Below are 15,252 nucleotides of genomic sequence, written 5' to 3'. Positions count from 1 at the left end.
TATCAATATTTTATTTGTAAACTAACGAATTAATGGCCATAATAATATTGGTAGGATGTTTTCTAAGGAGGTCACTATGAAGAGAAAGATACTGATAGCCGATGATACGACCTTTATGAGAGAAATGCTGAAATCTGCACTTGACCCTGAGAAGTTTCAGATTGTTGGGGAGGCGACGGATGGAGTTCAGGCCGTTGAATTTTACAAGGAAAAGAAGCCTGATCTCATGATACTCGATATTAATATGCCTAAAATGAACGGGATTGACGCTCTTACTGAGGTTATCAAGTACGACGGCAATGCCAATGTAATCATGTGCTCAGATCAGAAATATGAGAACATGATCGTAATGGCTATTAAGAGAGGCGCCAAGGACTTTGTTATCAAGCCATTTACTGCTGCAGACGTAATGACAGCGGTTAATAAGGTGTTTGATAACGACGATGAATAAATCCATTTAATTTATTGCATAATAATGGCCTGCTGGAATACTAGATTCTGGCAGGCCTTTTCTTGTCTTATGTGAAAAGATATTACTTCTTAGTTTTATATTTCTCTGTAGCTTCTTTTAATGTCTTCTTATCAATCTTGCCCTCTGCAATTGTGCTGGCCATCCAGAGCTTGAGGGATTCTACTGTAAGGTCGATCTGATCAAGCTGCTCCTGGATTCTGACAAAATCTGGAAGTTCGTCCTCTGTAATCTCGCCATCTGCTGTGATGTCGATGAGTCGGTCTTTCTGTTTATCAAGTGAGTTGAGAGCTGATAACATACCAAGGACAATCTCTGAAAGAGATGAAATCTTAACCTCAGGTACTGATTCCTGGCCGATTCGGCACTCGTGAGTACAGTAGTAATTGCACAGCTCTGGCTTCTTGTAAGCAGCAGCCATATCTACAACGTCCTCAGGATAGATGGCAGTTTTGCCGGTTTCCATTTTCTCGAGACGGCTCTCACTGATGGTTCCAATGATCTCGCTGGCCTGTGCTCTTGTAAGTCCGGCCTCTTCGCGGCTCTCAAAGTATATGTTCTTGTTCTCTCTAATTGATCTCTTGCCCATTTGTTATCCCCTTAAAAACCCTTATATATTGCGTTTCCATGTGACTGAATTCCACAACATCTATATATTATCTTATTTCTTAGAAAAAATGAAGCTAATTTGCATGATTAATTAAGCAAATGCGATATAATGAAAAAGGCGTTTAATGCCATGGAATTTGATGCTTTTAAGGAATTACAGGAAAGGAAACTATATGATTACAAGATATCTGCATGACAATTGGGAAATGCGCAGAATGGATCAGGACAAGTGGTACAAGGCTACTGTTCCTGGAACTGTTTATACTGATCTGCTTGATAATGGCCTCATGGAGGATCCATATTACAGGGATAATGAGGATGAGGCGCTTCGCCTTATGGACTATGACTATGAGTATCGCATGAGCTTTGCAGTTCCTGAGGATGATGAGCTTATGGGCTGCGATGAAGTACTGCTCAAATTCGAGATGCTCGATACTGTAGCAGACATTTATCTCAACGGCAATCTTGTGGACAGCGTCTGCAACATGCATAAGACATATGGATATGGCGTAAAAGAGAGTTTAAAGGCCGAAAACGAGCTTAAAATTGTTTTCCACTCTCCTAATGCCTTTATTAAAAAAGAATTCGAAAATGACCCCGTATTAGGCTCTGAGGACTGTACTAAAGGATTCCCTAAGCTCCGTAAGGCTCACTATATGTTTGGCTGGGATTGGGGTCCAAGACTGCCCGATGCAGGTATCATGAGACCAGTAAGTCTCGTTGGAATAAAGAAAGCTACACTGTCAGATGTTTATGTGAGACAGAATCATGAAAATGGCAAGGTAACACTGGCTGTAGAAACGCAGTGCAGATTAGCTCATACAGAAAACTTTGACTGGAATAACAAGGATAGATTGATAACAACTGTTACTGTTACAGATCCCGATGGTAAGGTGGTTGTTAAAGATCTAGGTGCTCCATACAGAGTAGATATCGAGAATCCACAGCTCTGGTGGCCAAATGGCTATGGTAAGCAGCCTCTTTATACTGTAAGAGTAGAGCTCAAGGATGCTGATGGTGAGCTTCTGGATGTTTGGGAAAAGAGAATTGGTCTTAGAACCATGACTATTTCCAGACAGAAGGACGAATTTGGTGAGGAGTTCTGCCATGTGGTTAATGGCGTCAAGATTTTTGCCATGGGTGCAGATTACATTCCACAGGACAATATCCTTAGCCGAGTTAACAAAGAGCGTACAAGACAGCTTCTTACACACTGCGTTAATTCACACTTTAACTGTGTCAGAGTATGGGGCGGCGGATATTATCCAGAAGATGATTTCTATGATCTTTGCGACGAGCTGGGACTTGTTGTATGGCAGGATCTGATGTTTGCATGCGCTGTTTACAGACTTACAGAGGACTTTGAGCAGAGTATCTGCGAAGAAGTTACTCAGAATGTTCAGAGACTTCGTCATCATGCCAGCCTTGGACTTTGGTGCGGTAATAACGAGATGGAGCTCTTTGTAGGACAGGAGCACTGGGGAGCTAAATTCACTCTTAAGTCCGATTACGTTAAGATGTATGAATATCTTTTCCCAAGACTTCTCAAGGTATTGGATCCACAGACCTATTATTGGCCTGCTAGCCCATCATCAGGCGGAGGATTTGATGACCCTAATGATGAGAACAGAGGAGATGCTCATTACTGGGAGGTTTGGCATGGCAATCAGCCATTTACAGCGTATCGTCAGTTCCACTTCAGATACCTGTCAGAGTTTGGCTTCCAGTCATTCCCTTCAGTTAAGACTATTGAGACCTTCACTGAGCCAGAGGACCGCAATATCTTCTCATATGTGATGGAGAAGCATCAGCGTAACAATGCGGCTAATGGTAAGATCATGAACTATATGAGCCAGACTTTCCTCTATCCAGAGAGTCTTGATGAGCTTGTTTACTATTCTCAGCTTCTTCAGGCTGAGGCTATCAGATACGGCGTTGAGCACTTCCGTAGGAATAGAGGAAGATGCATGGGTACAGTGTATTGGCAGCTCAATGACTGCTGGCCAGTAGCTTCATGGGCTTCTATCGACTACGAAGGCAGATGGAAAGCGCTTCAGTATTACGCTAAGAGATTCTTTGCTCCAATCCTTATCTCATGCGAAGAGAAGGGATACCTTGATCAGAGAATCAGCGTTAATGACGATGCAGATCCAATCAAGAAGTCTATAAGGCTCAATGTTCAGAATGAGACCATGGACAAACATGAACTTGAGGTCAGATGGCAGCTTAGAAATTCAAAAGCAGATGTTATTGAATCTGGTGCGGAAATCCTCGCAGTTGAGCCGCTTTCCACAACCTGGTTTGAGGAAAAAGACATGGATCATGCGGAGCTTCGCGAGAACTATGTGAGCTATCAGGTACTGGAAAAGGGCGAGGTTGTATCAGAGGGAACAGTTCTTTTCTGCCCGCCTAAGCACTTTAAATTCGCAGATCCTGAGCTTGAGTATAGAATTGAAGGTGATGAGATTGTGGTTTCTGCCAAGACATATGCTAAGAGTATTGAGATTCGCAACGAGAACGATGATCTTCTCTTATCAGACAACTATTTTGATCTTAATGCCGGAGAGAAGAGAGTTCGTATACTCAGCGGAAATACTGAAGGTTTGAAGGTTAGATCTGTGGGAATCAGGAAGTAACTGAAGGTCAGAAATGCTATCAAAAAGTTATAAAATTTTTACGTTTTACCGTACGGAGATATGATAAAATTTTCCTGTGAAAGGAGAAATTCGTATGGCAGATAGTAGAACAGATTTGATCAATCAGCTTGCAGCCAGTATGGGTGCTGGCGATTATGCCAAAACCAGATTTGAAGAGTCCAGGTTTGATCCAGAGACCGGTACATTATACTGTGATGGATACGTTATTTCCAAGTCGGTCATTGATGAAGCTATGCAACATTTTAAATTGATGCAGAGTAAATGCGATATGAATGACCCGGCCTCACGACACATGGCGCTGATATATAAAACTGCTATTGAGGGCATCAAGAAGCTCAGAGAGGCAGAGAAAAAAGAATAATTAAACGGGTCACTTGGGTTAGTCCCCAGTGGCCTTTTTTATTGAGTGGATAAATAAACGCTTTAATGATATGATTAATATGACACTCAGTATGCCTACAAAGTATGTGGAGGGACGCATAATGCAGAATTACAATAAGATTGAATATGCTGGACATAGCGATGTTATTTTGAGAATTACACCAGGTCATTTTGTTACACCACATTCCCATGTCAACTATTTCATGGATCTAAGTGATACCAAGGCTAGAATGAAAGAGGCCAGAGCAACAGGCGAAGCTCTAGCAGAAATGTATCTTGCATCTGATGTCATCGATACGATCCTGTGCCTTAACGGTATGGAAGTAGTAGGTTCATATATGGCAGATAAGCTTACCCAGGCGGGAATTATCTCCATGAATTCACATAAGACTATGTATATTACACAGCCTGAGACCAATGTTAACGGACAGATGATGTTCAGAGACAATATTAAACACATGATCAATGGCAAAAAGGTTTTGATTCTTATTGATTCTGTAACAACGGGTGGAACACTTCAGGCAGCCCTTGATTCAGTAAGATTCTATAAGGGCGAGGCTGTTGGTATCTCAGCTGTATTCTCTATCGCTACTCAGATTGAGAATACTCCTATCAGAGCTCTTTTCTCCAGAAGAGATTTCCCAGATTATGCAAGCTACAGTCATGACAACTGTCCTCTTTGCAAATCAGGAGTTCCTGTTGATGCTATCTGTAATGGATACGGATATTCTACGATTTGAGAATTAGATTTGATGAACGTAGTAGGAAGCAGTGCAACACGTGAAAGTTGCTCTGCTTCTTTTTTTGCAAAAAAGTATAAAAAAACGGACTATTTAGTGCCACATTTACGCTCTTTATATTGTTTTTGGTATATAATAACTATTACTGTTCGTAATTATATGACAGAGGAGAGTAGTGTATGGGACAAATAGAAGAGTTGGAGTACGAGCTGACTACGATACAATATCAAGTTGATCGTATTCAGAAAAGCCTTGATAAGTCCAGAGAAATGATTGGAAATATCAAGCAAAATCAGGAAAATCTGATGGCTCAACAGGCTGCTATGGCCCAGAGATTGAAGCTGGCAGAAGCTAACAACCAGGTAGCACCACAGCCTATGCAGCAGATACCGGTACAGCCACAGCAAGTACCTGTAGTTCAGCAGGTGCCAGTTCAACAGGTACCAGTTCAGCCTGTACAGCAGCAAGTGCCAGTTCAGCCGATTCAGCAACAGGCACCAGTGCAGCAACCACAGCAAATACCAGCACAGGCAGCACCTGTTCAGCAGCCAGTGTACAGAGTGGTTCAGCCAGGTCAGGTGATGATTCAGCCTAATTCAAATCAGAATCAGCAGAAGAGAGCTGGTAATGTATTTAAGCCTGCTGAGAGCACAGAATCATGGATTGGTAAACATCTCATGAGCATCTTTGCCAGCGTTTTGATATTTGTGGCACTTGTTTTGTTTGCTAGTCTTATCATTCCTTATCTTGGGGATGGCGTGAAGATCACAATGATGTTCACAGCAAGCATTGGAATTTCAGCGTTTGCTTATTACATGCACAAGAAGAAGCCTGAGAATTCATTATTTACCGCGCTTTTAGCATGTGGAATAGGTTGCTGTTATATATCTATTCTTGTAACGAGGATGTCGTTTGAAGCTATTGGCGACATTGCAATGTATGTACTTATGCTGATCTGGGGCGCAGCAGTTTTGTTCCTTGCTCGCAAGGAGAACTGGCTGTTCCAGGTTATCAGTAATGCAGGTTTTGTGATTTCATCACTGCTTGCTTTTGCTATAGATGATGAGGCACTTATCATTCCTCTTTTAGCATATCTGATCATTATGGGCGGAGCTCATTTGTATATCTTCTGGAAGAATGATCTGCAGCGTAAGATTCAGTGTGGTGTAAATCTTGCTATTATGGCTCAGTATTCATGTGTACTCAGATTTGCATTTGATGGAGGCACAGCTTATACAATAGCATTTGTTATTATGACAATCCTTGCACTTGCTGCATTTGTGTACTTTACATTTGGAGATCTTTTCAAGGAAAAGACATCAAATCCATACTTTGCACTAGCTAGTGCAGCAGTCCTTGCTATTACTTATTTTGGAATTCTTAGTGCTTTTGATACACCAGATATTGTAAGAGTTATTGGTTTACTTGCTATCGGAGTGGCTGCTGAAGTCGCTATGATCATGACAGATAAAAAGGATACTGCTAACAATTACTCATTATTTAGCATTATATGGATCAGTGTATGGCTTGTGATCGCATCAATATTTGCTTATAGCAATGTAAATGAATTCTTTGATACAGGAATTCTCTACCTGTTCCTTGCACCACTTGCTCTTTGGGGAATCAAGACAGGTAATAAGTATTATAAGTGGCAGGCATTTGTTATCGCGGCTATTCTCGCAGTTATCGAGGTATGCGGTGGCGAAGCAGTTATGTTTAGCGTAATGGCATTTGCGTTTGCTCTGTTTGTATTTGTAATTGAGGCATTCATCTTAAATGACAGCGCTGAGCTTAAGCTTACTTACTATGTATTTACACTTATCAATCTTTTGATTATGGTGTACGCTATTTGCGGAAGGGACGAGGTTACAGGTGATTGGAAGACTATTCTGATGACAGTACCAGCAGGTCTTTTCAACGCGGTTATGATCCTGCGCAAGCTCGATAGAAACGCACAGGGAGAGAGTAATCACGAGACATGGATCATGCTCAACGTCTTGAATGTTGTAGGTATGTTAGTCGGACTCTTCAGCATGGTTACATTTGATGAGAAATACACAGCCAGCATCGCTCTAGTGTACACTGTTACTCTTGCAAGCATCAATCTCAAGCATCACATTGAGGGCACTAGCGATGAGAGACTCTATGCAGGAATCAAGTATGGAGTCATCCTTTTGGCAGCTCTTTACAGCTATGATGCCAAGGGCTATGTTGCCAGCGTATTCATTCTGGTATATGCGATCATTTGCATTCTGATTGGCTTCAATAAGAAATATGGAGCTAAAGAGCTTCGTGTATACGGACTTGTTATTTCAATGATATGTGTAGTTAAGTTCATCATGTTTGATACAACTTACGAGAATACACTTGGACACGCACTTAGCTTCCTTATCAGTGGTATCCTCTGCTTCGGTATTAGTGCTATATATAACCACTTCGAAAAGAGAGAAGTTCCAGAAAAACAGGAAGAAAACGCATAAAACTATGGTCCCCAGTACCTTCGAACAGGTACTGGGGATTTTTTGTGCTTCCACTATCTTTTTGATGGGAAGTGGAGGCTTTTTTGATTGGGTGACTACGCGGACAGGAGTAAATTGGTAGAATTTTACCGCAAGTAGATAATAACTTAGAATACGGTAAAAGAGATGTAGAAGTGATTTAAGTGGAGTTTACCGCAAATGAAGATTTGCTTGGAGTGCGGTAAAAGAGATGTAGAAGTGATTTGGGTAGAGTTTACCGCAAGCGAAGGTTAGCTGAGAATGCGGTAAAAGAGATATAAAGGCGGTTTGAGTAGAGTTTACCGAAAGATAGGAGAATCAGTATTTACGGTAAAGTAAGTAAAGTAGCGGGATTAGATGGTTTTACCGCAAACAAAAAGAATTATGAAATGCGGTAAAATATTTGACAAATTAAGATATCAATGATTATAATACATCTCAATGTCTTAGTAATTCATAGAAAAGTGTGGTCTATTCGGACGTTCAAACACACTATTCATGTTGTATGGACCAAATTTAATTAAGGAGCAGTTCAATGAATATAGAGGAACTGGAGTTGGAGCGTGACTTGCTATTCAGAATAATGAAAAGAGCACGAAACGACGTAGAAAGAGCGCCTGTAGGTACATTAAGGGCTACCAGGTCAAAGGATACACCGGTATATTATCATCGCAAGGATTCTGCAGACAGATATGGCACATATATAAAGGCTTCAGACAGAAAGTTTGCTGTGAGCCTTGCGCAGAAGGGATACGCGTTAGACATACTCAGTGATATAGAAGCTAGAATTGAGCTTTTGGATAAGCTAATAGCGCTATATAAAGATAAAAAGGTATGTGAAATACATAATGAATACAATCTAGCCAGACGTAAGCTTATCACTCCATACATCCTCTCTGATGAAGAGTATATTAAGAAGTGGCTTGAAACAAGTCGCAAGAAAATAAGTACATCTGATGATAATGAACCAATATCAAATCATCCAGAATCACTGTTATTTACTACTGCTAATGGAGAAATAGTAAGATCTAAATCAGAAGTCATAATTGCTGATACTTTGGCTAGATTAGGAATTCCCTATAAATACGAAGAACCATACTATTACAAAGGCTCAAAGTGCTTCAATCCAGATTTTACAGCGCTCAATGTCAAAAGGAGAAAAGAAATATATATTGAACATTTTGGGAAAATGCATGCGGATAATTATAGAGATGGTTTTTTCTGGAAGATGAGAAAGTTTCCGCAAATAGGGATAATTCAAGGAGAGAACCTGGTAATGACATTTGAAGATGAGGAGCACCCGTTCAATATCGCAGATTATCTTCCGAATATTAAAAGAATGTGCTTAGAATGAGAAACCCCTCACCGGCAGGTGAGGGGCTATCTACTTTTATAATTGATGTCAGAAACCCAAACGTCGTTCTATTAAAGATGCTGATCTCTGTCGATCTTATCGTAGTGTTTGAGCAAAATTGGTTCGATGGCTGCTGTAAGCTTCATGTCAAGATTGAAGATGTATACAGTGAAGGTCAGCGCAAAGAATACAACAATAACAATTGCTATTATTTTAAGAACAAGTAAAAATGTGGCCATTTTGTTCCTCCAATTACTATTTATATATCAAATGTATTACTACATTTGAGGCTATATTTGTGTCTCTATTTATTACTCAATTTAATTATTATTACTCAATATAAGTATCAATGAGGCCTGATTACCATGACATGTCGTCTGGGAGGATCTCAAGTGATGGATCAATAGGTTCTTCCTGCATAACTGTACGCATGAAGGAGTTGATCTGATCACGTACGCCCTGACGGGAAATGATACGTGGATCGAAGAGGTCATGTGATACCCATACAAGAGGAATACCCTTTTCACGGGCCTTCTCTTCGAATAAGCCGTGCATTCCATCAAGAGCCTTACAGCTCATGTGCTCCCAAAGAATAACCATATCTGCGTTGAACATCTCAACAAACTCCCAAAGTTCATCCAAAAGAACCTTGTATCCACCGTGAGTTCTGTTTCTCATGATCATGTTCTCTGTAAGCCAAGCCATATCGTAGATAGCCTGCTCTCTGTTCTCTGGTGTATCCTCTGTTACAAGCTCTTTGGTTGAAACCATTGAGAGCATATCTGTAAGAGGAACGATGCCCCAGCAGTTAAGGAGCCATAACAGGAAGTCCATGTAGAAGTGTGACTGAACACCCCATACAATGGCACGATGACGATATTCCTTGGCCATCATCATCTTCTTGTCATAAGCCTGTCTTGCAAGCTTGGTAATCTTGGCATCAGCTTTCTCAAAAGCAGCAATTCTGCCGCAGATAGCCATATAGTTAGTTTCAGTATAAAGAGCAAGGTTTGACCCAAATACCTGAGGATATGGTGTACGGTTCATTTCAAGCCATTCCATACGGCACTTGGTTGCGTAGTTAACACGCTTAGCACATTCAAAGTATGCATCCCAATCCCACTTGTGGCCTGTATGTTTCTCTACGAAAGCGATGGCATTACGAATTTCCTGAGCAGCGTAGTCCTGAACATCGTCTTCTCTGTGACGAAGTGGAGCAGCAAGCTGGAATACAGGGATTCCGTTCTCGTGCTCAAGACGCTGAGAAATAACACCGTTACCAAGAAGAGATCCGTCGCAGGTAGTATTACACTGAATAGCACATGCGCCAAGGATTGGAGCATCATCGTCAATTGAAACTCCGGCTTCAGCCTCTGGCATAGGGCAAACATCACCTGCAAGGCCAAACTGCTGTGCAACGTCGATGTAGTGGCAAGCAGCGCGCTGATTAAGAAGAACTGAAACGTAAGTAGATGGTGTTTCACGACTCAAAACCTTGAGGTTAGGGAAGCCCATCATTACAGCTGTCATCTCGTTCTCATCAACCAGAACGACCTGATCAGAGAATTTCTTGTCATTGCCGATACGTCTGTCGCCTCTAAAGAGAGCATCAAGGAGGTTAGCAACGTCCTTGATAACCAGATCCTGCTCTGTGTGGCAGATTCTGAGGTATTCACCTCTAAGTCCCTGAGTATGTCTGTCTACCATCATAGGAACTGCCAGATAATTGGCCATCCAACGGTATCTGAACATAGCCTTTACGTTACGTGGTTTAGCTACGAATTTAGCAAGTGTCATCATGATCCAGAGCCATCTGGAATAATCATATAATGTGTCTCTAAGTCCACGCCATTCACGACGTTTGCGGACTCTGGAGCCTTCTTTATAAAAATCGCCTAATCTGTCGGCGCCAATCTGTTTAGCCATTTACTGCACCTCTCTGTATCTTTTTGATCTCGATGCTCTCGACAAAAGCCTGTACTCTGGTCTGCATCTGTCCGGAAACACCGATAGAATAAGGTCTGTCTACAGCGAGAACAGGATAGCCATATTTATCTCTCAGGATATTGGAGCCCATCATCTTCTCATATGCCCATGGATCGCAGAATTTCATCTGCTGATAGATGATACCGTCAGCCTTGTATTCCCTGGCTAATTCATCGATATAAATTCTTCTGTGGTCCATTTTGTCTGTGTTCATGAATCTAGGACATTCGCCCTTATTCATGTAAGCTCGGCAGATCTGAGTAAGTGCATCCTCTTCGTCATTAAGAACAATAGGATTTCTGCCTGGAAGAGAGCCGTAGCAGAAACGGTCAGCACACACATAAGCGCCGCAGTCCTCAATCAGCTTGATGAAATCTGTATCATCAACCTCAGAGCCGGCAACAAGTACTCTGGCTCTGAACTTGCTCTTTTCATCAGGCTCACGTGTCTTGAGCTCTTCGAGAGTCTCTTCAAGCTTGTCAACGAGAAGATATTTAGGTGCAACGTAAGTAGAAAGAGTAATTACAGCAAATTCATAGCCTGTAATTCTAGGTTTTTCTTCCTTACGATAATCACCGATAGCTCTGATAAGTTCACAGATGTGGTTATGCTCTTTAACAGCCTGTCTGATGGCAGCATCGGAAATATCAATTCCGTAGTGCTCATGAAGTGGCTTCAAAATGTGATTCTGACACTGAAGAACATAAAGATTAAGACCGTTATCGTCGGCCTTCATAGGAATCTCCATGTACTGGAAAAAGAAATTCTCTTTACCTTTTCCCATAGTCTTAAGAAGTTCCATGTTCTCTATGCAGCGGTTCATCATTGAGCATCCATCAGGCGTGATGATGCAGTCAGCAAAATTAAAGCCGCCCTCGATGGCACGCTCCAAAAGTGCTCTGGAATACTCACACAGAAAACTTGTCATATAATATGTAGAAATATCTAGAGAGCCTGTTCTAGGCGCACGAAGTCTTGCTGAAAAACATCCCCCAAGATTAAGAAGCGGCTCAGGTGTATTCTCACAGGTATATGCAACGCATACCTTTGAATCAGCCTGGGCCTGCCGAATCAACTCATTATTAGCCTCTAAGAGCAGATTCTCAAAAAAAATCAAATGCTTTAAATCTTTCACTCTTTCCCCCGTCCTTGCAAATTATTAAAAATTTATTAAATTTTTATACAGATAGTCTAATGGAATGAGACACAAGTGTCAATTATTAGTGCAAAACTTCTAAAAAATTGCGTAAAAAAGGCCCGCGACCGGTTAACAACCAATCACAGGCCCTTTATAAGCGGGTTTAAATTATTTGTGATACTCTGTGTGAGCGTCGCTAACATAAGGAAGCTCGATAAGTGCCTTACAAACATCTGTAATAGCCTCGTAAGAAGCCTCGTTAGCCTCGAATCTGTAGCATCTCTCATAAGGATGTGTCTTGTAGCTGCTTGAAGTCATTGCCTCGATTTCAGCAATAAGATCAGCTGTAAGCTCTGTACCCTCAGTGAACTCAACTACGATATCTCTCTCTGTATCAGATGTAATAGCAGACTCAACAGCTGCGTTTCCGCATCCTGTAAGCATAAAGCAACCCATAACTACTGCAATAAACATTTTATAGTTCTTCATGTTTTGTTTCTCCATTTTTTATAAAAACTTTATAAACGACATTGAGCAATATAACAGAGAAATAATCGTTTGTAAATGCTATTTACGAAAAAACAAAAATTCAATATTGCGTGCATCGGCTGAAATAAAGTTCGTCCTTACAGCCGCTGGTTTAGCGGGTTTTCGAGCCTGTTTTTAAAACCGTGAATATTTTGTGAACGAGTAATTTTTGAGTTATTTAATCCACTGTTACATCATAAATTTCATTCTTCCAATCGATAATAGGTCTTGCATCAGGACCAAATAATTCTGACGGAATATCTGCTCTGTCAAAAAAGCGATGTTCCAGAACCTCACTGTCGCTGTCTGAGATCTCGCCATCATAGGCTTTAGTAATGAAGATAACAGATAAAGAGTAGACAACATCCATATTAGGATAGTGAATTTCCCTGTCGTCTCCGGAGTACAATCCGAAGAGCTTAAGGTCTTTTACCTTAATTCCAACTTCCTCACTAAGCTCTCTTGTGGCTGCCTGTATATAGGTTTCGCCTGGTTCAAGGGCACCTCCTGGAACGCACCATTCGCCTGTGTCACTTCTTTTCTGCAAAAGAAGCTGACCTTTCTCATTTTCTATGAGAACGCCGCAGCCTACTGTCATTACGAGGTCGTGACCAACATGCTTACGCATAGATTTAATATAATCCATATGAAAAATCCCCTTATTTAGCATATTTTATAATATAATAACATTATATCTAAAAACATAATCTTAATAGAGGGAGAGATGTATGAAGTTGAAAAAAGTTTTAGGGGTAATTACCAGCGCTCTCAGCGTTATTATGCTGTCAACAACGGTTTATGCAGGAACAAATGAGCTGACAGGACTTGAGATAAGCGACGAGCTTGTGGCACAGAGACCTGTAGCTATTATGGTAGATAATGAAAAGAAAGCTCTAGCTCACTACGGTACAGCAGAAGCAGATATTGTCTACGAGATGATGAACAGTACAGCAAATGGCCGCGTTACAAGACTTATGTGTCTGTACAAGGACTGGGCAAATCTCCAGCAGACAGGAAGTATTCGTAGTACACGTACTACAAACGTAATGCTGACAGGAGAGTACAACGCAGTTCTGATCCACGACGGTGGTCCATTCTATATAAAGAGCTATCTGAAGCAGCCTTATGCTACACATATCAGCGGTGGTTTCTCCAGAATCAAGAATGGTAAGCCTACAGAATTTACTGAGTACGTATTCGGACAGGAGCTGGTTAACAGATTTGCTAAAAGTGGAATCTCAACAGCATATACTATGGCACCTGAGAGAGGCTCACATTTCCTGTTTACAGCAGCTGATACAGACCTTGCAAGTGAAGCAGCGGTCAATATTGTAGATCTCAGTAATATTTTCGTGCACAATAAGAGCCAGTTATTGTTTAATCCAGGAAGCAGAACATACGATTATTACGAATATGGCAGCCAACACTTTGATGCTGAGGACGCACAGCCACTTACATTTAAGAACGTTATTCTGCAGAATACATCATTTAAGCAGCTTGATAAGAATGGATATCTTACCTATAACGTAGTAGGTTCAGGAAATGGCTACTACCTGACAAATGGTAAGGCAGTTCCTATTACCTGGTCCAAGGGTAGCGAGACAGCAATCACTCATTACTTTGATGTAGCTGGTAATGAGATTGCAGTAAACAGAGGAAAGACCTATATCGGACTTGTTCCTTCTGATACATGGGATAAGCTGGTATTCAACTAATAATCAATGAATTGAAAAGGGATAGTTATATAACATATATGTGTTATATAACTATCCCTATAATTATGTTCTCACACTGATGTATCTGACAATGGGCTCATCTCCACAATTCAGACAAGCATACTCTCTGTACATTGTTGTCAAAATCCCAGGTGTGACAAGCTCCGCCCATACAGTAATTGCGATCCTGGCAGTTCTTGCAGGTCTCGTTGTCTTCAGCTTTATCACGTCTGAATATCTTGAATTCATTTCTCCAGATATCTGAAAATCTGCGATCGTGGATATTACCCTGAATAACGCTTGGAGTTCGCTCGATATCAAGACAGCCTGTCACATCTCCTATGCAGGTGATACTTGCGATAGTAGTTCCAGCCATACAGGTAAAATACCAGTCTCTGACTTCGCGCTCATAATCGAGGCCAAGATAATGGTTGCAGCCGTAGCTCACAGGCATATTGTCAGCTCTTTTGCTGCGGATGAAATCAAAGAGAGTACGCTGATCTTCCATAGTCATGGCTCTATCAGGGTATTCAAGCGCTCTTCCAATAGGCTCAACGCCAAGGATTCGCCAATAATCAATATCGAGATCCTTCATTATCTCATAAAGGTCATCGAGCTCATGGATTGTCTCGTGGTTGACTACAGTTGTGACCATTATGGCATCGCAGGTGCCAATATCAATGAGATTCTGTATTCCATCCATTGCTCGCCTGTAGCCTCCTGGGAGTCCCCTTAGAGAATCGTGTGTCTGTTCGAGACCATCTATGCTGACTGAAATGGTGTTCATTCCGCATTTGGACAGCATTTGTGCGATATCAGGTGTTATTAAAATGGCATTTGAAGTCATTCCCCATTTAAAGCCAAGCTCGTGAGCGTAACTCATAACCTCTTCAAAACCTGGGTATAACAGTGGTTCGCCGCCGGTTACGTTGATCTGAGGAAGGTGATTTGCAAAGTCTTCCTTGACCTGATCAAGGATACCTTTCCAGTCAGCTACTGTCAGCTCAGTAGCCTGTATATCGCCGCATCTGGAGCCGCAGTGCCAGCAGTGTTCGTTGCAACGAAGCGTAAACTCAAAGAACAGCTGATGCAAGATCGGCTGTTCAAAGAGCTCTTTATGTACTTTGTATTGGATATCTAAATGAGATTTCTTGAGTTTCCTGGTGTTCATGGTATA

Annotated in this window: 14 protein-coding genes; 7 read left to right on the top strand and 7 right to left on the bottom strand. The window is 41.3% G+C overall.

What is annotated here, in order from left to right; all coding sequences use genetic code 11:
* Positions 1-76 precede the first annotated feature (76 nt).
* Positions 77-451: a response regulator gene (locus IJI01_RS14260; protein ID WP_292191885.1), complete on the top strand. Its 375-nt coding sequence runs from the start codon at positions 77-79 to the stop codon at positions 449-451.
* A gap of 82 nt (positions 452-533) precedes the next feature.
* Here the strand turns inward: IJI01_RS14260 and IJI01_RS14255 are convergent, their stop codons facing one another.
* Positions 534-1,058 (bottom strand): helix-turn-helix domain-containing protein, encoded by a 525-nt coding sequence (locus tag IJI01_RS14255; RefSeq protein ID WP_292191883.1) that lies wholly within the window; start codon positions 1,056-1,058, stop codon positions 534-536.
* Between the two features lie 193 nt (positions 1,059-1,251).
* Here IJI01_RS14255 and IJI01_RS14250 point away from each other — a divergent pair, with 193 nt between their 5' ends.
* The 5 genes from IJI01_RS14250 (at position 1,252) to IJI01_RS14230 (ending at position 8,708) form a co-directional block, all read left to right on the top strand.
* Complete coding sequence (locus IJI01_RS14250) at positions 1,252-3,714, top strand: beta-mannosidase (protein WP_292191880.1); 2,463 nt, start codon at positions 1,252-1,254, stop codon at positions 3,712-3,714.
* Between the two features lie 94 nt (positions 3,715-3,808).
* Entirely contained in the window at positions 3,809-4,096 is a 288-nt protein-coding gene (locus IJI01_RS14245) for a hypothetical protein (RefSeq protein WP_292191877.1), read from the top strand.
* A 121-nt stretch (positions 4,097-4,217) separates the two neighbouring features.
* On the top strand, positions 4,218-4,856 hold the full coding sequence (locus IJI01_RS14240) for an orotate phosphoribosyltransferase (RefSeq protein ID WP_292191875.1): 639 nt from the start codon (positions 4,218-4,220) through the stop codon (positions 4,854-4,856).
* A 179-nt stretch (positions 4,857-5,035) separates the two neighbouring features.
* Positions 5,036-7,336 (top strand): hypothetical protein, encoded by a 2,301-nt coding sequence (locus IJI01_RS14235; RefSeq protein ID WP_292191873.1) that lies wholly within the window; start codon positions 5,036-5,038, stop codon positions 7,334-7,336.
* A 553-nt stretch (positions 7,337-7,889) separates the two neighbouring features.
* Entirely contained in the window at positions 7,890-8,708 is an 819-nt protein-coding gene (locus IJI01_RS14230) for a hypothetical protein (RefSeq protein ID WP_292191871.1), read from the top strand.
* Positions 8,709-8,779: 71 nt separating this feature from the next.
* Here IJI01_RS14230 and IJI01_RS14225 read toward each other — a convergent pair whose 3' ends face one another.
* The 5 genes from IJI01_RS14225 to IJI01_RS14205 all read right to left on the bottom strand — a co-directional run bounded on the left by IJI01_RS14225 (position 8,780) and on the right by IJI01_RS14205 (position 13,006).
* Positions 8,780-8,947: a hypothetical protein gene (locus tag IJI01_RS14225; RefSeq protein WP_292191870.1), complete on the bottom strand. Its 168-nt coding sequence runs from the start codon at positions 8,945-8,947 to the stop codon at positions 8,780-8,782.
* A 121-nt stretch (positions 8,948-9,068) separates the two neighbouring features.
* Positions 9,069-10,634: a 2-hydroxyacyl-CoA dehydratase family protein gene (locus IJI01_RS14220; RefSeq protein ID WP_292191869.1), complete on the bottom strand. Its 1,566-nt coding sequence runs from the start codon at positions 10,632-10,634 to the stop codon at positions 9,069-9,071.
* Complete coding sequence (locus tag IJI01_RS14215; protein ID WP_292191867.1) at positions 10,627-11,829, bottom strand: 2-hydroxyacyl-CoA dehydratase family protein; 1,203 nt, start codon at positions 11,827-11,829, stop codon at positions 10,627-10,629. Before IJI01_RS14215 ends, IJI01_RS14220 begins: the two co-directional genes overlap by 8 nt.
* A 171-nt stretch (positions 11,830-12,000) precedes the next feature.
* Complete coding sequence (locus IJI01_RS14210; RefSeq protein WP_292191865.1) at positions 12,001-12,321, bottom strand: hypothetical protein; 321 nt, start codon at positions 12,319-12,321, stop codon at positions 12,001-12,003.
* Positions 12,322-12,538: 217 nt separating this feature from the next.
* On the bottom strand, positions 12,539-13,006 hold the full coding sequence (locus tag IJI01_RS14205; protein ID WP_292191863.1) for an NUDIX hydrolase: 468 nt from the start codon (positions 13,004-13,006) through the stop codon (positions 12,539-12,541).
* 82 nt (positions 13,007-13,088) lie between these two features.
* Between IJI01_RS14205 and IJI01_RS14200 the strand changes: the two genes are divergently transcribed.
* Positions 13,089-14,075, top strand: coding sequence for a DUF3048 domain-containing protein (locus IJI01_RS14200; RefSeq protein WP_292191861.1), 987 nt, complete (start codon positions 13,089-13,091; stop codon positions 14,073-14,075).
* Between the two features lie 97 nt (positions 14,076-14,172).
* Here the strand turns inward: IJI01_RS14200 and IJI01_RS14195 are convergent, their stop codons facing one another.
* Entirely contained in the window at positions 14,173-15,246 is a 1,074-nt protein-coding gene (locus tag IJI01_RS14195; protein ID WP_292191858.1) for a radical SAM/SPASM domain-containing protein, read from the bottom strand.
* Positions 15,247-15,252 lie beyond the last annotated feature (6 nt).

The sequence above is a fragment of the Butyrivibrio sp. genome, from assembly GCF_017433805.1.
In the GTDB taxonomy this organism is placed as follows: Bacteria; Bacillota; Clostridia; order Lachnospirales; family Lachnospiraceae; genus Butyrivibrio.
This window is presented reverse-complemented; position numbering and strand designations above follow the sequence as displayed.

Coding starts and splice junctions, on each gene's coding strand:
- IJI01_RS14245 (WP_292191877.1), top strand. CDS start 3,809: ATGGCAGATAGTAGAACAGATTTGATCAATCAGCTTGCAGCCAGTATG.
- IJI01_RS14235 (WP_292191873.1), top strand. CDS start 5,036: ATGGGACAAATAGAAGAGTTGGAGTACGAGCTGACTACGATACAATAT.
- IJI01_RS14230 (WP_292191871.1), top strand. CDS start 7,890: ATGAATATAGAGGAACTGGAGTTGGAGCGTGACTTGCTATTCAGAATA.
- IJI01_RS14210 (WP_292191865.1), bottom strand. CDS start 12,321: ATGAAGAACTATAAAATGTTTATTGCAGTAGTTATGGGTTGCTTTATG.
- IJI01_RS14225 (WP_292191870.1), bottom strand. CDS start 8,947: ATGGCCACATTTTTACTTGTTCTTAAAATAATAGCAATTGTTATTGTT.
- IJI01_RS14200 (WP_292191861.1), top strand. CDS start 13,089: ATGAAGTTGAAAAAAGTTTTAGGGGTAATTACCAGCGCTCTCAGCGTT.
- IJI01_RS14195 (WP_292191858.1), bottom strand. CDS start 15,246: ATGAACACCAGGAAACTCAAGAAATCTCATTTAGATATCCAATACAAA.
- IJI01_RS14220 (WP_292191869.1), bottom strand. CDS start 10,634: ATGGCTAAACAGATTGGCGCCGACAGATTAGGCGATTTTTATAAAGAA.
- IJI01_RS14205 (WP_292191863.1), bottom strand. CDS start 13,006: ATGGATTATATTAAATCTATGCGTAAGCATGTTGGTCACGACCTCGTA.
- IJI01_RS14255 (WP_292191883.1), bottom strand. CDS start 1,058: ATGGGCAAGAGATCAATTAGAGAGAACAAGAACATATACTTTGAGAGC.
- IJI01_RS14260 (WP_292191885.1), top strand. CDS start 77: ATGAAGAGAAAGATACTGATAGCCGATGATACGACCTTTATGAGAGAA.
- IJI01_RS14240 (WP_292191875.1), top strand. CDS start 4,218: ATGCAGAATTACAATAAGATTGAATATGCTGGACATAGCGATGTTATT.
- IJI01_RS14250 (WP_292191880.1), top strand. CDS start 1,252: ATGATTACAAGATATCTGCATGACAATTGGGAAATGCGCAGAATGGAT.